Origin of the sequence: Amycolatopsis acidiphila, from assembly GCF_021391495.1 — a bacterium.
Lineage (GTDB): Bacteria > Actinomycetota > Actinomycetes > Mycobacteriales > Pseudonocardiaceae > Amycolatopsis_E > Amycolatopsis_E acidiphila.
The window spans coordinates 7,338,881-7,354,301 of sequence record NZ_CP090063.1 but is presented as its reverse complement, the minus strand read 5'-3'; the positions used below and the strand labels follow the sequence as shown (position 1 = coordinate 7,354,301).

At 70.2% G+C, this 15,421-nt stretch carries 19 protein-coding genes; 12 read left to right on the top strand and 7 right to left on the bottom strand.

Annotated features, from left to right (window positions below; genetic code table 11):
* The first annotated feature begins 57 nt into the window (after positions 1 to 57).
* The 9 genes from LWP59_RS35985 to thpD all read left to right on the top strand — a co-directional run bounded on the left by LWP59_RS35985 (position 58) and on the right by thpD (position 7,024).
* Positions 58 to 1,020, top strand: a complete 963-nt coding sequence (locus LWP59_RS35985) for a ring-cleaving dioxygenase (RefSeq protein WP_144642780.1) — start codon at positions 58 to 60, stop codon at positions 1,018 to 1,020.
* Positions 1,017 to 1,616 carry an alpha/beta hydrolase gene (locus LWP59_RS35980; protein WP_144642781.1) on the top strand — a complete coding sequence of 200 codons (600 nt, stop codon included), beginning with the start codon at positions 1,017 to 1,019 and terminating at the stop codon, positions 1,614 to 1,616. Before LWP59_RS35985 ends, LWP59_RS35980 begins: the two co-directional genes overlap by 4 nt.
* A 32-nt stretch (positions 1,617 to 1,648) precedes the next feature.
* Positions 1,649 to 2,425, top strand: coding sequence for a class I SAM-dependent methyltransferase (locus LWP59_RS35975; protein ID WP_144642782.1), 777 nt, complete (start codon positions 1,649 to 1,651; stop codon positions 2,423 to 2,425).
* A gap of 37 nt (positions 2,426 to 2,462) precedes the next feature.
* Positions 2,463 to 2,849 (top strand): LapA family protein, encoded by a 387-nt coding sequence (locus LWP59_RS35970; protein ID WP_144642783.1) that lies wholly within the window; start codon positions 2,463 to 2,465, stop codon positions 2,847 to 2,849.
* Positions 2,850 to 2,879: 30 nt separating this feature from the next.
* Complete coding sequence (locus LWP59_RS35965; protein ID WP_229857876.1) at positions 2,880 to 3,632, top strand: Abi-alpha family protein; 753 nt, start codon at positions 2,880 to 2,882, stop codon at positions 3,630 to 3,632.
* 229 nt (positions 3,633 to 3,861) lie between these two features.
* The gene (gene ectA / locus LWP59_RS35960) at positions 3,862 to 4,362 is read left to right on the top strand and encodes a diaminobutyrate acetyltransferase (protein ID WP_186383420.1); all 501 of its coding nucleotides are present in this window, start codon (positions 3,862 to 3,864) and stop codon (positions 4,360 to 4,362) included.
* A 47-nt stretch (positions 4,363 to 4,409) separates the two neighbouring features.
* On the top strand, positions 4,410 to 5,663 hold the full coding sequence (gene ectB, locus LWP59_RS35955; protein ID WP_144642784.1) for a diaminobutyrate--2-oxoglutarate transaminase: 1,254 nt from the start codon (positions 4,410 to 4,412) through the stop codon (positions 5,661 to 5,663).
* 14 nt (positions 5,664 to 5,677) lie between these two features.
* Positions 5,678 to 6,070 (top strand): ectoine synthase, encoded by a 393-nt coding sequence (locus LWP59_RS35950; protein ID WP_144642785.1) that lies wholly within the window; start codon positions 5,678 to 5,680, stop codon positions 6,068 to 6,070.
* 60 nt (positions 6,071 to 6,130) lie between these two features.
* The gene (thpD, locus tag LWP59_RS35945) at positions 6,131 to 7,024 is read left to right on the top strand and encodes an ectoine hydroxylase (protein ID WP_373299701.1); all 894 of its coding nucleotides are present in this window, start codon (positions 6,131 to 6,133) and stop codon (positions 7,022 to 7,024) included.
* Positions 7,025 to 7,235: 211 nt separating this feature from the next.
* Here thpD and LWP59_RS35940 read toward each other — a convergent pair whose 3' ends face one another.
* From LWP59_RS35940 to LWP59_RS35920, 5 genes are read right to left on the bottom strand one after another with little or no spacing between them, the layout of a single operon-like run.
* The gene (locus LWP59_RS35940) at positions 7,236 to 8,120 is read right to left on the bottom strand and encodes a hypothetical protein (RefSeq protein ID WP_144642787.1); all 885 of its coding nucleotides are present in this window, start codon (positions 8,118 to 8,120) and stop codon (positions 7,236 to 7,238) included.
* Positions 8,114 to 8,593 carry a DUF6932 family protein gene (locus LWP59_RS35935; protein ID WP_144642788.1) on the bottom strand — a complete coding sequence of 160 codons (480 nt, stop codon included), beginning with the start codon at positions 8,591 to 8,593 and terminating at the stop codon, positions 8,114 to 8,116. Before LWP59_RS35935 ends, LWP59_RS35940 begins: the two co-directional genes overlap by 7 nt.
* Before the next feature lie 27 nt (positions 8,594 to 8,620).
* The gene (locus LWP59_RS35930; protein ID WP_144642789.1) at positions 8,621 to 8,869 is read right to left on the bottom strand and encodes a hypothetical protein; all 249 of its coding nucleotides are present in this window, start codon (positions 8,867 to 8,869) and stop codon (positions 8,621 to 8,623) included.
* 9 nt (positions 8,870 to 8,878) lie between these two features.
* Positions 8,879 to 9,337 carry an OmpA family protein gene (locus tag LWP59_RS35925; protein WP_144642790.1) on the bottom strand — a complete coding sequence of 153 codons (459 nt, stop codon included), beginning with the start codon at positions 9,335 to 9,337 and terminating at the stop codon, positions 8,879 to 8,881.
* Positions 9,338 to 9,373: 36 nt separating this feature from the next.
* Complete coding sequence (locus tag LWP59_RS35920; RefSeq protein ID WP_186383421.1) at positions 9,374 to 10,177, bottom strand: SGNH/GDSL hydrolase family protein; 804 nt, start codon at positions 10,175 to 10,177, stop codon at positions 9,374 to 9,376.
* 222 nt (positions 10,178 to 10,399) lie between these two features.
* Between LWP59_RS35920 and LWP59_RS35915 the strand changes: the two genes are divergently transcribed.
* Positions 10,400 to 11,116, top strand: coding sequence for a DUF3159 domain-containing protein (locus LWP59_RS35915; protein ID WP_144642792.1), 717 nt, complete (start codon positions 10,400 to 10,402; stop codon positions 11,114 to 11,116).
* On the opposite strand, the gene LWP59_RS35910 is transcribed toward LWP59_RS35915, so the two are convergent.
* Both LWP59_RS35910 and LWP59_RS35905 read right to left on the bottom strand, forming a co-directional pair.
* The gene (locus tag LWP59_RS35910; protein WP_144642793.1) at positions 11,051 to 11,962 is read right to left on the bottom strand and encodes an N-acetylglucosamine kinase; all 912 of its coding nucleotides are present in this window, start codon (positions 11,960 to 11,962) and stop codon (positions 11,051 to 11,053) included. The two genes, LWP59_RS35915 and LWP59_RS35910, sit on opposite strands and share 66 nt — an antisense overlap.
* Positions 11,959 to 12,966 carry an SIS domain-containing protein gene (locus LWP59_RS35905; protein ID WP_144642819.1) on the bottom strand — a complete coding sequence of 336 codons (1,008 nt, stop codon included), beginning with the start codon at positions 12,964 to 12,966 and terminating at the stop codon, positions 11,959 to 11,961. The genes LWP59_RS35910 and LWP59_RS35905 overlap by 4 nt, the downstream gene beginning before the upstream one ends.
* A 229-nt stretch (positions 12,967 to 13,195) precedes the next feature.
* On the opposite strand from LWP59_RS35905, the gene LWP59_RS35900 reads away from it, so the two are divergent.
* Both LWP59_RS35900 and LWP59_RS35895 read left to right on the top strand, forming a co-directional pair.
* Positions 13,196 to 13,924: a GntR family transcriptional regulator gene (locus LWP59_RS35900; protein ID WP_144642794.1), complete on the top strand. Its 729-nt coding sequence runs from the start codon at positions 13,196 to 13,198 to the stop codon at positions 13,922 to 13,924.
* A gap of 62 nt (positions 13,925 to 13,986) precedes the next feature.
* A complete protein-coding gene (locus LWP59_RS35895; protein ID WP_144642820.1) occupies positions 13,987 to 15,396 on the top strand; it encodes an MFS transporter in 1,410 nt (469 codons plus the stop codon).
* The last annotated feature ends 25 nt before the right edge of the window (positions 15,397 to 15,421 follow it).

The following is a 15,421-nucleotide window of genomic DNA, read 5'->3' as shown; positions in this document are numbered from 1 at the left end:
GCGCACGAGAGGTTGTCGGGATAGTTTCTTCCCGGCACGCCTCGCTAAGGAGGACCGATGTCCATCAAGACCAACGGCCTGCACCACGTCACCGCGATCGGCGGCGACCCGCAGCGCAACGCGGACTTCTACCTGCGCACGCTCGGCCTGCGGCTGGTGAAGACCACCGTCAACTTCGACGACCCCGGCACGTACCACCTGTACTACGGCGACCAGTCGGGCAAGCCCGGCTCGCTGATGACGTTCTTCCCGTGGAAGGACGCACCCAGCGGCCGCCGCGGCAACGGCCAGGCCACCACGACCGCCTTCTCCGTACCGGCGAACTCCATCGGCTGGTGGAAGGACCACCTCGCCCAGGCCGGCATCACCACCGGCCGCATCGCCAACCGCGAAGGCGAGGACGTGCTGACCTTCGACGACCCGGACGGCCTGCAGCTCGCGCTCGTCGCGCACCCGCAGGGCGACCCGCGCGACCCGTGGGACAACGGGCACGTCCCGGCCGAGCACGCGATCCGCGGCCTGCACTCGGTGACGTTGTCCGTCGCCGAGGAGGACGCCACCGCGGAGATGTTCCGTGAGCTGGGCCTGAGCTTCACCAGCCAGGACTCCAACCGGCTGCGCTTCAGCGCCGGCGAGGGCGGCCCCGGCGCGATGGTCGACGTCCTGGTCACCCCGGACGCCCCGCGTGGGCTGGTCGCCGCCGGCACCGTGCACCACGTGGCGTGGCGCGCGCCCGACGAGCCGACCCAGGCCACGTGGCGCGACGAGCTGGTCGACCGCGGGGTGAACGTGACCTCGATCCTCGACCGCCAGTACTTCCGCTCGATCTACTTCCGCGAGCCGGGCGGCACCCTGCTCGAGGTGGCGACCGACCAGCCGGGCTTCGCGATCGACGAGCCGCTGCTGGAGCTGGGCCGCGCGCTGAAGCTCCCGCCGTGGCTGGAGCCGAACCGCGAGCAGATCGCGAACACGCTGCCGAAGCTAGACCTGCCCAGCGAGAACAACCCGGAGCTGGTGTGACCGCGCTCGAGCACGAGTTCGTCGCGGGCGAGCCGGACGCGCCGGTGCTGTTGCTGCTGCACGGCACCGGCGGCGGGCCGGCGGACCTGATGGGCCTCGGCCGCGAGCTGAGCCCCGGCTCACCGTTGCTCGCGCCGGCCGGCCCGGTGTCGGAGCACGGCGCGGCGCGCTGGTTCCGGCGGTTGCGCGAGGGAGTTTTCGACTACGAGGACGTCGTCGTGCGCGCCAACCAGCTGGCGGACTTCGTGCTCGAGGCGCGCGAGAAGTACGATCTCGAAGGCCGCCGCCTGATCGCGGTCGGCTTCTCCAACGGCGCGAACATCGGTGGCGCGCTGACGCTGCTGCGCCCGGACGTGCTCACCGAAGCCGCGCTGTTCGCGTCGATGCTGCCGGTGCCCGACCCGCCGGCACACGACCTGAGCGGCACCCGGGTGTTCCTGTCCAACGGACAGCAGGACCCGATGGCCCCGCTGCCCTCCAACCAGCAGTTCGTCGCGCTGCTCGAAAAGCGCGGCGCGGACGTCACCGTGCACCGCCACCCAGGCGGCCACATGATCACCCTGGAAGCGGTCGAAGCGGCGAAAGCTTGGCTCTAGCCTGACTGCATGGACACTGTCGGCAGCTGCCGATGAACGCGGTCGAGCGCTGGGCCACCGACCTGGCGGGCTGGGCGATCCCGCCCGAAATCCTCGCGCAGGCGAAGGAATCTCCGTGGGAAGTGCCGCGGAACGTGTTCATCCGGCGGGCCGATCGCCAGCTCGGCACTCCCTCGACGCCGACCCACCAGGCCGTACTCGACTACGGCGGCACGGTTTTGGACGTCGGCGCCGGGGCGGGCGCGGCGAGCCTGCCGTGCGCCAGGGCGCTCTCCCACCTCACAGCGGTCGACACGAACGCGAAGCTGCTCGCCGAGTTCGCCGAGCGGGCCGCCGCGTTGTCCCTGCCGTACCGGACGGTCGAAGGGCGCTGGCCCGACGTGCACGCCGAAGTCGGCATGGTCGATGTCGCCGTCTGCGCCAACGTTCTCTACAACGTGCCCGACCTGCGGCCGTTCGTCCGGGCGCTGGAGAAGCACGCGCGCAGGGTCGTCCTCGAGCTGACCGCGGCCCATCCGCTGACCGGGATGAACGAGCTGTGGAAGCGCTTTCACAATCTCGACCGCCCCGCCGGGCCGACCGCGGACGACGCCATCGTGGCCCTGCGCGAGCTGGGCGTGGAGCCGGAAGTCGTGCGCTGGCGGAAGGATCCCGCGCCGATGCCATTCGACGAGCGGGTCGCGGTCACGCGTCGCCGCCTGTGCCTCGGCGCCGAGCGCACCGAGGAGCTGGCCGCCGTCCTCGCGAGCGAGGAGATCGGCACGCGCCGCATGATCACCCTGCTCTGGTCACCCGATCGGATGCAGTAAAGCAGCACGAAACCGTCGTCCGGACCATAATCCGCGTATGACCCACGCGCAGGACCCCGAGCCCCTCGCCGAGACTCGCCGGGACCCGGCAACCCCGGCAACACCTGCTGCCGCGGCGGAACCGGCCGCCCCGGCCACGCCGGTGGCCCCGCCCCGGCCAGCGCCGATCAAGCGGACCCGCATCAGCGGCACCTGGGTGGCGGTGATCGTCGCGCTCGTCATCCTGGTCTTCCTGCTCATCTTCATCCTGCAGAACCTGGCCACCGCCACGGTCAACTTCCTCGGCATGAGCGGCAGCCTGCCGCTCGCGGTCGCGATGCTGTTCTCCGCGATCGCGGGGGCCGTGCTGGTCGCGCTGATCGGCGCGGCCCGGATCCTGCAGCTGCGCAAGGCGACCAAACGGGCCGGCCGAGCAGCACGCTGACCGGCCTGTCGCTTCGCTAGCATCTCGTTCGTGACCAGCGACGACCTGCCGGCGGTGCCGGACGCCGAGGACTCCCTGCCCCAGCGAGCCGGCCGGCTCGCAGGCTGGGCCGCGCGCACAGGCGTCTCGCTCGGGCGCCGCCTGCCGGGCGTGGAGAACGCGACCGAGAGCCTGCGCGTGGTGGAACGCCAGGTGCTCTCCGGTCTGCGCAAACGACTCGACGAGGTCGACGACCCGTACGTGGTGGCGCTCAGCGCCGCGTCGAGCGGCAGCGAGCCCGACGGTGCCGGAGAGGTCGTGCTCGCCGCCGAACCGCTCCGCGCCGCGATGAAGGAGCTGCTGGACCGGTCGGTCGCCTTCGACCGCGACCGTGCTCGCGAGTACCTGTACGCGACCGTCCTGCGTGCGCTGACGCCGGACGAGGCGCGCATCCTCGCGGTGCTCTCAGACGGGGACGCCTACCCGGCCGTGGACGTCGTCGCCCGCGGGGAGCGGATCCTGCTGCGCAACGCCTCGACGGTCGGCAAGGCGGCCGGGGTGATCCTGCCCGACGAGGTGCCCAGCTACCTGACCCGGCTGGCCGGTCTCGGCCTGGTCGACATCACGGCCGACGACCCCGCGCTGAGCTCGCAGTACGAGATCCTGGCGACCGACGAACTGGTCCGCACGGCGAGCGCGACGGCCAAGCGCGTCAAGCTCGTTCGTCACACTGTGCGACTGTCCCGCTTCGGAGCCCGGTTCTGGGCGGCGTGCGATCCGGCCGCTTCGACTCGCATCAGGTGACCCGTGCCACTACCGTGTAACGAAACCGTCGGCCTCGGCGCTGTGCAGGGTGGCCGCACCCCGCGAAAGTACCGCGGCAGGTCCGTGCTGGGCCTATAGCACGTCGCGCTCGCAAAAGATACGATCCTGTTGGCATTGTCACACGTGTTTCCTCGTCGTTGCAGGTAGTTAGCGTGCGCGCTTCCTCTTCCGCTGAACGGGCTAAGAACCTCTGTTAGCTTGTTTTGACATGTCCGCAAAGCACTTGATCGACTCTCCGACCAAGGCCGACGGCGCGGCGCTGTGGCGAATCGCACGGGATTCACAGAAGCTGGATCTCAACACGCCGTATGCGTATTTGTTGTGGTGCCGCGATTTCGCCGACACCTCGGTTGTGGCCAAAGTGGACGGTCAAGCGGTCGGTTTCGTAATCGCGTACCGTAGACCGGTGGCGCCCGATGCGGCGCTGGTGTGGCAGGTGGCCGTCGACGCGTCACAACGTGGACAAGGCCTGGCCGGGGCACTGCTGGACGAGTTGTTCACGCGTCTGGTGGGGCAGGGCGTCCGCTACCTGGAGACCACCGTCACCCCGGACAACGAAGCGTCGATAAGAACATTCGCGTCGTTCGCGAAACGATGGAACGCGACGATGGAGCGGACGGAACTGTTCGCGTCATCCGACTTCCCGGCGGACGGCGAGTGGCACGAACAAGAGGACCTCTACCGAATCGGCCCGCTTTCCGTGCAATAGCGCGGAATGGTGGCCGATAAGGCATCAGTCGGGAGTTGGAAACACCAGTGAGCATCTTCGAGAAACTCGAGTCCGAAGTGCGCAGCTACAGCCGCGGGTGGCCGGTCGTGTTCGACCGGGCCGTGGGTAGCCGCCTCTACGCGGAGGACGGCAAGCCGTACCTGGACTTCTTCGCGGGCGCGGGGGCGCTCAACTACGGACACAACAACCCGGTGCTGAAGCAGGCACTGCTGGACTACATCGCCCGGGACGGCGTCACGCACGCGCTGGACATGTTCACCGTCGCCAAGCGAGACCTGCTGGAGACCTTCGAGGAGAACATCCTCAAGCCGCGGGAGCTGGACTACAAGGTCATCTTCCCCGGTCCCGGCGGCGCCAACGCCGTCGAGGCCGCGCTGAAGCTGGCCAGGAAGGTGACCGGCAAGGAGTCGGTCATCAACTTCACCAACGCCTTCCACGGCATGACCCTGGGCGCGCTGTCGGTCACCGGCAACTCGATGAAGCGCAGCGGTGCCGGCATCCCGCTGGTGCACGCCACGCCGATGCCCTACGACCACTACTTCGACGGCGCGTACCCGGACTTCCTGTACTTCGAGCGGCTGCTCGACGACTCGGGCAGCGGGCTCAACGAGCCGGCCGCGGTGATCGTGGAGACCGTGCAGGGCGAGGGCGGGATCAACGCCGCCAGCCTGGAGTGGCTGCGCGGGCTGTCCGACCTGTGCCAGCGGCACAAGATCCTGCTGATCGTCGACGACGTGCAGATGGGCTGCGGGCGCACTGGGCCGTTCTTCTCCTTCGAGGACGCCGGGATCAAGCCCGACATGGTGTGCCTGTCCAAGTCGATCGGCGGGTACGGCCTGCCGCTCGCGCTCACGCTGATCAAGCCCGAGCTGGACGTCTGGGAGCCGGGCGAGCACAACGGCACCTTCCGCGGCATCAACCCCGCGTTCGTCACCGCCGCCGAGGCGTTGCGCACCTACTGGAGCAACGACGAGCTGGAGAAGTCCACGCGGGCCAAGGGCGAGCGGTTCGGGGCTGCCCTCGAGGGCATCGCCGAGGCCTACCCCGAGGCGGGCCTGACCGCGAAGGGCCGGGGCCTGGCCCGCGGCCTGGAGTTCCAGAGCGGCGAGATCGCCGGGAAGGTGTGCGCGGCCGCGTTCGAACGCGGTCTGCTGATGGAGACCTCCGGCCCGGACAGCGAGGTGGCCAAGCTGCTGCCGCCGCTGACGCTGACCGACGCCGAAGTGGGCGAAGGCCTCGAGATCATCGACGCCTCCGTCAAGGCCGTACTGAGCAAGTAGAACGGGAGAGAGTTTTGATCGTCCGTACCCTCGACGAGGTCACCGACACCGACGCTGACATCAAGGAGCCCAACTGGCGGAGCAAGCGCATCCTGCTCGCCAAGGACGGCGTCGGGTTCTCCGTGCACGAGACCACGCTGTACGCGGGAACCGTGAACGACTTCTGGTACGCGAACCACATCGAGGCCGTGTTCGTCTACGAGGGTGAAGGCGAGGTCACCAACAAGGCGACCGGCGAGACCCACCAGCTGCGGCCGGGCTCGATCTACGTGCTCAACGACCACGACAAGCACCAGGTCCGGCCGAAGACCGACATGAAGACCGTGTGCGTCTTCAACCCGCCCGTGACCGGGCGCGAGGTGCACGACGAGAACGGCGTGTACCCGCTGGTCACCGAAGACGACTGACGCAACCGCCGAACACGAAAAAAAGGGGAAGCCACAAGGAGGCGAACCGTTTTGACCATCATGGACACCCAGGTCGAGGACCTGTATCCGACGCGGGTCACCGGGACCGCGGAGCCGTTCGACCGGGTCGACCCGACGGTCTGGGGCGCCGTGGGCGACGGCCCGGTGGACGCTGCGACGCTGGCGTCGCACGACGCGAAGGGTTTCCACGTCGCCGAGGGGCTGCTCTCCCCGGCAGAGGTGCAGACCTACTGGCAGGAACTGGTCCGGTTGTCCGGCGACGAAGCGCTCAAGTCCGACGAGCGGGTGATCACCGAGAAGGCCAGCGGCGAGGTCCGGTCCGTCTTCGAGGTGCACAGGCTCAGCGAGCTCATCAGTGAGCTCATCCGCGATCCCCGCATCCTCGACCGGGCCCGGCAGATCCTCGGCTCGGAGGTGTACATCCACCAGAGCCGGGTGAACTACATGCCCGGGTTCAAGGGCACGGGGTTCTACTGGCACTCGGACTTCGAGACCTGGCACGCCGAGGACGGGATGCCCCGGCCGCGGGCGGTGAGCTGCTCGATCGCGCTGACGGACAACTACCCGTTCAACGGTGGACTGATGGTCATGCCCGGTTCGCAGCGCACGTTCGTGCCGTGCGTGGGGGAGACCCCGGAGGACTACTACAAGGCGTCGCTCAAGGAGCAGGAGATCGGCGTCCCGGCCCAGGAGGACGTCACCAGGCTCGCCGCCGAGTACGGCATCGAGCAGTTCACCGGGCAGGCCGGCTCGGCGCTGTGGTTCGACTCGAACATCATGCACGGCTCGGGGAACAACATCACGCCGTTCCCGCGGTCGAACATCTTCATCGTGTTCAACAGCGTCGAGAACGCACTGGTGGAGCCGTACGCGGCGAGCAAGCCGCGGCCGACCTTCATCGGCAGCCGGGAGTTCACCCCGGTTGCGCGCTGAATCACAGGGAAACTCGGGCCGCTTGTAGCCGGTCCAACGCAGCCTGTTACGGTGTCGCAACCGCTCCGGCGACGGAGCGGTCCGAGGTTGTCGTCGGTGGTAGGGGTTCTTCCTCGCTCGGGTAGTCCTGTGCGACCGCTGACAATGTGTTCCACCGGGTGCGGCCCCGCACCACCAGATCGGGACTGGTGGCGCGGGGCCGTACTCGTCTCTACTGGTCGAAGAGGTTGACCTCGGGCGTGATCTCGAGCAGCTCGTGCACCGGCCGTCCGCGCCTGCCGTCGATGGTGGTCGTGCGCACGACCCGCAGCCGCGCCGTCACCGGGCGGTCGAGGTTCTCCTTGATCTGGCCCAGCAGGTCCGGCGCGACCGCGCCCTGGATCGTGCCGCCGGACTCGCGCTCCAGGTAGAAGATCCGCCGCCGCGTGCGCACCCCGTCGAGCCGGCCGGAGACGGTCTCGTACCCCACCGCCTCGCGTGACTCACGCAGGCTGCTGTGCAGCACCTTCGCCTGGTCCAGGGTCATGCTGCGGGCGACCTCGTCGCCGGAGGTCGGGGTCAGCTGGATGCCGATGCCGACGTTCTTGACCACCGCGTTGACGATGTCGCTGACGGCGTTGCGGACGGTGTCGCGCTGCAGCAGCACCGCGTCGAGCGCACCGTCGTCGGACCCGTTCGCGGGCAGGAAGTCGCACAGCTCCTTGACTGCGCGCTCGGACAGCGTCTCGATGCCGTCGTGGATGAGCGCGTCGTCGAGGGCGGGTTCCGGAAAGCCGAAGAAGATCGTGTTCCCGGCCTGGCCGCGCTGGATGAGCGGGGCCTTGTCGCGGTCGGTCGGCTGGACGTAGGTGACCTCGGCCTGCGGGTTGCGGATGATGTGGCCGACCTTCGCGGTCGCGTCCTGCAGCGCCCGGCTGATGTCGGAGTACGTATAGGCGTCGAGGTTGGTCGAGCCCAGCATCGACACCCGCAGCAGCGGCGACCGTGAGGTGCGCTCGAACTTGGCGTGCGCGGCCATCGCCGAGGCGCGGGCGAGGTCGTCGAGCCAGGTGCCGCCGGGGATGTCGTCGGCGATCCTGCGGAACTCGGTCACCAGATCACCTCGGGGAAGCCGCGCGTGCCTTGGCCGGACCAGGTCTGCGCCCAGGTCTCCTCATCACCGGGGAAGCACAGGAAGCCGTCGAGCAGGCCGCCCACCGGCTGCACCTGGTCGAGGTACATCGCGGGCTGGCCGATGATCACGCCGCGCAGTGTGACCAGGCCGTACAGGGAGTCGCGCGCCGGGCCGGTCATCCGCTTGAGGCTGCCCCAGTCGTCGGGGATGAGGACCACGTCGAGGCCGCCGGGCACGTGCTCGGTGCGGGCGATGAAGGAGCCGCCGACCCACGCGCGGCCACTGGGGATGATCCGGGCGACCGCGCCGAGGTAGCTGTTGAGCGCGCTGAACAGGATCTCCCGCTCGTTCTGGTGTGGCGCGTCGAAGACGAGACGCTCGTAGATGTCGGCGACATCGGCTGGAAGCCGCCCAGGCGGGAGTAAGCCCTCCATGGTCCAGTGCGGGAGCGGCATGGCTGAAACTTAGCAAGGAGCGGTTCGTCAGCTCGCAGGCGGCCAATCGATCGGCAACGTGCCGGAGCGGCGCCCTCGCGCGCAGTCACCGGCGTCGGGCTCGGGCTCCGGGTCGACATACTCGTCCGGCGGCAGTGGGAGCACCTGGGTCTGCTCCGCGTGCGTGGCCGACGGGACCGACTTCCGGCGCGGGCGCAGGACCACCACCGTCGTGACCACGCCGAGCGCGAATGCCACCAGCAGCCATAGCCAGATCTGCCCGAACAGCCACAGCATCGCGACCTCCTACCGGACCGTGACGTCCACGCGCCGGTCGTCGCCGGTGGCGCTGGGCCGGGTGTCGCCGTAGCCCTTCGCCGTGAGCCGGTCGGCAAGCACCCCGGCCGCGGCAAGCGCTTTCACGACGGCGTCCGCTCGCGTCTGCGACAGCGCGAGCGCTGTTTCCTCCCCGCCCGGCCCCGCTGCGGTATGCCCGCCGACCTCGAAGGTGAGTCCTGTAGGCGCGATGCGGAGGACCTCGGCGAGCGGCGCGACGCCTCCGGTCGGTTCGGTGGCGTTGGGCGCGAAAGTGATCGGCTCGGCGGCCAGCGTCCGGTCGATCGCCGCCTGCGCGGAGGCGCGGCCCGGCTGCGCGAGATGGGCACGCAGCTGCGGGCCCTGCACCGAGATCGCGGCGAACGCCAGTACGCCGGTCACCACCACCGCGATCGGCACGGCCGGGATCCAGCTGCGTGAACCGGACACATCGCGACTGTAAGCCGCGTCACGCCCGAACGCGACTTAGCTGGTCGGAGCGTGGTCGTCGACGGGAACGGCGGGGATCACGAACGGGGTGAGCTGCGGCCGCTTCGGCGACAGGCCGTCCCCCATGGACTCGCCGCGCAGCTGGCGGCGGATCCACGGCAGCAGGTGCATCTTCGTCCAGGCCAGGTCCGAGCGGCGCAGCTCGACCCAGTTGGGCTGGGCCGTCAGCGCCGGCCACGGCTCACGCCAGTCCTCGGCCACCGGCACGCCGAGCAGTTCGGCGGCCCGCAACGCGATCCGCCGATGGCCCTCGGGTGTGAAGTGCAGCCTGTCGTCGCTCCAGGCGCGGAAGTCGCGCAGCACGTCCATGGTCCACAGGTCCACCACGCGGGCACCGTGCCGCGCGGCGATCGTCCACAGGTTCGTGTTGTAGATGCCGATCTTCCCGCGCAGCACGCTCATCACCGACAACGACTTGGTGTCGGGACCGTTGAACAGCAACACGTCGATACCGGCGCCGCGGAGCGCCGCGATCACCTCGTCGATCTTCGCGGCGATCTCGTCGACATCGGTGCCGGGCACGATGACGTCGTTGCCGCCGCCGCAGAACGTCACGAGGTCGGGTTTGAGCTCGAGGGCGAGAGGGACCTGTTCGTCGATGATCTCGGCGAGCATCTTCCCGCGCAGCGCCAGGTTCGCGTACTGGAAGCCGGGCCGGCCGCCGGCGAGGATCTCGGCCAGCCGGTCTGCCCAGCCGCGGAAGGTGCCGTCGGGGAGGCGGTCGTTCAGGCCTTCGGTGAAGCTGTCGCCCAAGGCGACATAGCTGTCGTAGCCGTACACGCTGCGATTCCCCTCTCTACGCACCTGCCGGTTCTCCCCAGAACCAACATCGCGAGGATGCACCCCTGTTCCCGACCTACGCCACCGTCGGTTTCCTCGGACGTCATAGTTTCTTACTTTGTCGGTCATCAGCGCCTCTTCATTACCGGAGCGAAACACTCCCTGTGGCGAAGATCTCGGGACGTACTCCCCCGAAAGGGCGCAATCGGGCAGCATGTGAGGGTGACCTCACCTGCGGCTCGGGAACGCGAATCCCTGGCGAGTGTGCTCGGCGGCCGCAAGGGCGCGGTGGACGCGAGCCTGCCGCCGCTGGCGTTCGTCCTGGGCTGGCTGATCGCCGGGAACTCCATCGCGTGGGGCTCGGTGGCGGCGACCGCGACCGCGGTGGCGGTCGGGGTGTTCCGGCTCGTCCGGGGCGACAAGGCCCGCGCGGTCGTGGTGAGCCTCGCGGCGGTGATCGTCGCGGCGCTGGTCGCGCTGCACACCGGTCGTGCGCAGGACTTCTTTCTGATCCAGCTGCTGTCCAATGTGGCCAGCGCGTTGCTGTGGGCGGCGAGCGTGGTCGTGCGCTGGCCGCTGCTCGGCGTGGTGGTCGGGCTGGTGCTCGGCCAGAAGACGCGGTGGCGCCGGGATCCGGCGCTGCTGCGTGCCTACTCGCGCGCGAGCCTGACCTGGTCGTGCCAGTACCTGCTGCGGGTCGCCGTCTACCTGCCGTTGTGGTGGACCGGGCAACTGGTCGCGCTCGGCGTCGCACGCACCGTGCTCACCTGGCCGCTGCAGGCGCTGACGATCGCGGTCAGCGGCTGGGTGCTCTACCGCACGCTGCCTGCCGACCATCCGGGCCTGCGCCTCGAGCCCGCCGGGGAAAGGGAGTCAGCGCCGGGGCCGGACGGCGCTCTCGCCGAAGGCCTCGACCGCGGCGAGCCAGGCGGCGCCTAGCACGCCGTCGGTGCTGGTCAGGACCTCGAGGCTGGAAAGGTTCGCGCGCACCCTGGCACCGACCGGCCCGTTGAGCACGCTTCCGACGAGCACCACCGGTGTGTCCTCGCCGGGCTCGCGGGTCGCCAGCGCGATCTCGACGAGCAGGGTCGCGGCCCGGTTCAGGATCGGCCCCGCGTCGGGCGCCGCGCTGACCAGCGGGGCGAACCGCGCGAGCCGGATCGGGGCTTCGGCGTTCGCGACGGTGATCAGCCGCCGCCAGGCCTGGAGCCGGTCGGCGACCTCGATGCCGGCCTCCGCGAGCACCGCGGTGGCGAGCGGGCCCAGCTCGTCACTGCCGCCGAGGGCGTCGAGCGTGGCGCGGACGGCTTCGCGGCCGAGCCAGAACGCCGAGCCCTCGTCGCCCAGCAGCCAGCCGTAGCCGCCGGCCGTGGACACCATCCGGCGCTTGCGGATCCGGCCCGCGATCGAGCCGGTGCCGGCGATGAGCACCGTGCCGTCGGGGGCGGCCGTCGCCGACGCGAACGCGACCTCGGCGTCGGTCAACACGAGCACCTCGCCCAGCCCCAGCCGGGCCCAGGTCGCCTCGAACAGACCGGCCACCGCCGGGTCGGTCAGCTTGCTGCTGCCGGCCATGCCGACCACGCAAGCGTTTGCCTCCTGCGGATCGAGTCCGCCGAGGCAGGCGCCGATCGCCTCCCCGAGATGCTTGGCGGCCGTCTCGGGCGAGTGCGAGTTCGGGTTGGCACCGCCCGAGCGACCGCTGCCAAGGACCGTCCCGGCCGCGGCCACCGCGAGCGCGCGGGTGGACGTGCCGCCCGCGTCCACCCCGATGACGAAGCTCATCGCGTCTTGGTGACCTTGAGCAGGCCACGCGGGCTGTCCGGGTCACCGCCGCGTGCCACCGACAGCCCGAGCGCGAGCTGCTGCACGGGCAGCACCTCCAGCACCGGCGCCAGCTCCTCGGCGACCTCCGGCACCGGGATGCGCAGCGCCGCGGGCACGTCCTGACTGGACGAGCCGACCGCGAGGACGTCCGCGCCCCGCTCGGCAACCGCTTTCAGCACGTCGTGCATGGCGCCGCCGCCGCGACCTGAACCGGTCACCGCGAGCACCGCGGTGTCCTCGTCGATCGCCGCGACCGGGCCGTGCAGCAGGTCCGCGCCGCTGTAGGCACGGGCGGCGAGGTAGCTCGTCTCGGCCAGTTTCAGCGCCGATTCCAACGCTGTCGCGTACGAGTAGCCGCGCCCGGTTGTGATCACGCGGTTGACGAAGCGGTACCGGTCGATCGCGCGCTGCACATCGGCTTGGAGCGCCTGTTCCGCGAGGGCACCCAGGTCGGCCGCCGCCGAGCCGTCCCCGCCACGCACGGCGTCGATGAGCAGGTACAACGCCAGCAGCGTCGCCGAGTACGTCTTGGTCGCGGCGACCGCCTGCTCGGTGCCCGCGCCGATGTCCACTGCGAGCTCGGCGGCCTTGTGCAGCGGCGAGGCCGGGGTGTTCGTGACCGCCACCGTCAGCGCACCCTGCGCGCGGGCGGTCTCGGTGAATTCCAGCAGGTCGGGCGAGCCGCCGCTCTGGCTCACCGAGATCAGCAGGACGTCGCGCAGGTCGGGACGAGCGCCGTAAAGTGTCACGGTCGACGGCGACACCAGGCCCGCCGGCAGCCCCAGGAGTACCTCGATCAGGTACTTCGCGTACAGCGCCGCGTGATCGCTCGACCCGCGCGCGGCCAGCAGCGCGAACCGCGGCGGCCGCCGGGCGATGCCCCGGGCCACCTCGGCGAACTCCGCGCGGCGGGCCACCTGGCCGGCCAGCACGGCGGGTTGCTCCGCGATCTCGGCTGCCATGTGCTGTCCGGGGGTGGTCATAGTCGTCCCTCTCGTGTTCCTGCGATTGTGCGCGTAGTCCCCGCCGCGTCGCCAGGGCGGACCGCGGCCGCGATCCGGTAGGTTTCGCTGCATCTTCGCAGCATTGGCACTTTAAGGTCTAGACCAATATTAACGCGGGCGCGGGGACGAGGCGAAAGGGTAGTTTCTTCCTGCGCCCGGCGGGCGGTTCAAAAAGAGGGAGTCGGTCATGTTCGAGTCACCCACGCGGGGTCAGCGCGAGCCGAAGTACTGGGCGTTGAAGCAGCATCTGCTGGACCTCCTGGAGAGCCTGCCGCCCGGCTCGCCCATCCCGACCGAGCGTGCGCTCGCCACCGACTTCGGCGTCTCCCGCACGACCGTGCGCCAGGCGCTGGCCGACCTCACCGCGGAAGGCCGCCTGCACCGGGTGCAGGGCAAGGGCACCTTCGCGGCCGAGCCCAAGCTCGCGCAGCGCCTGCAGCTGTCCTCCTACACCGAGGACATGCGGGCGCAGGGCCGTGAACCGTCGTCGAAGCTGCTCGAGATCGAGGAACTGGTCTCCGAGCCGGAGATGTCGAAGCTGCTCGGCATCCGCAGCGGCGCCAAGATCATGCGGATGCGGCGGCTGCGCCTCGCCGACAACGAGCCGATGGCGCTGGAGACCACCCACCTGCCGTTGAGCCGGTTCCGCGGCCTGCGCAAGCACATCTCCTCGGGCGGCTCGCTCTACGCGGTGCTGCGCGAGCAGTTCGGCGTCCAGATGGAGCGCGCCGAGGAGACCATCGAGACCTCGCTCGCCGGCCCGCAGGAGGCGGAGCTGCTCGGCGCCGACGTCGGCATGCCCGTGCTGCTGCTGTCCCGGCACTCGTTCGGCACCGACGGCAAGCCGGTCGAGTTCGTCCGCTCCATCTACCGGGGCGACCGCTACAAGTTCGTCACCACGCTCACCACGCCGTGACCGTCCGCTGGGGGACGGCGCAGGCCCGCGGAGTCCTCGCGACGACCATCCTCGGGTCGGGGATGGCGATGCTCGACGGTTCGATCGTCAACGTCGCGTTGCCGCGGATCGGCAGGGAGCTGAACGCCTCCGTCGCCGGCCTCCAGTGGATCCTCGACGGCTACCTGCTCGCGCTGGCCTCGCTCATCCTCATCGCGGGTTCGCTGGGCGACCACTACGGCAGGCGCCGGATGTTCGTCATCGGCGTCGTGTGGTTCGGCGCCTCCTCAGTGCTGTGCGGGCTCGCGGTGTCGACGCCGATGCTGGTCGGCACGCGCGTGCTGCAGGGCATCGGCGGCGCGTTGTTGACGCCCGGCTCGCTCGCGATCCTGCAGGCGTCGTTCGTCCGCGCCGACCGCGGGCGCGCGATCGGCGCCTGGTCCGGGCTCGGCGGCCTCGCGGCCGCGATCGGCCCGCTGGTCGGCGGCCTGCTCGTGCAGGTGTGGTCGTGGCGGCTGGGCTTCCTGATCAACCTGCCGATCGCCGTGGTGTGCGTCTGGCTCGCCCGCAAGTACGTGCCCGAGTCCCGCGACGAGACCGTGAGCGGCCGGATCGACGTGACCGGCTCCGTGCTCGGCGCGATCGGGCTCGCCGGCATCACCGCGGCCCTGGTGGAGGCGCCCGGACGAGGGGTCGCCGACCCGCTGGTGCTCGTCGCGGCGGTCGTCGGCCTCGCCGGGCTCGCCGCGTTCGTCCGGCTGCAGCTGCGCTCGGCCACCCCGCTGGTGCCGCCGGTCATGTTCGCGGACCGCACGTTCACCCTGTCCAACGGCCTGACCTTCGTCGTCTACGCCGCGCTCGGCGGCGTGATGATGCTGCTGGTGCTGCAGCTGCAGGTCTCGCTCGGCTACTCGCCCACCGCGGCCGGCCTCGCCGGGCTGCCCATCACGATCATCATGTTGTTGCTGTCCGGGCGTTCCGGCGCGCTCGCCCAGCGCATCGGGCCGCGAACGCAGCTGGTCGTGGGGCCGTGCCTGCTGGCGACGGGCATGCTGCTGCTGACGCGGGTCGGCCCTGGCTCGTCCTACGTCGGCAGCGTGCTGCCCGCGATCGTCGTGTTCGGGCTGGGCCTGGCCACGGTGGTCGCGCCGGTGACGGCGACCGTGCTCGCGGCGGTGCCCGACGAGCACGCCGGAGTCGCCTCGGGCGTGAACAACGCGATCGCCCGCGCCGGAAACCTGATCGCCATCGCGGTGCTGCCCGCGATCGCCGGACTTACCGGCGAGTCGTATTCCGATCCCGCCGCGCTCACCTCGGGCTGGCGGGTCTCGCTTCTCGTCTGCGCCGGGCTCGCGGTCGTCGGGGCGCTGTGCGGGCTCGGTGTCCGTAACTCCGTGTTGGCGCCGGAACACGTTGCGCCGCAAGGGAAGCTTGATCTAGGAAAGTGCCTGCACTGCGCCGTCGACGGACCGCCTACGCACGTTCGCGGATGAATCCGGATTTCACGGGTATGAGGTC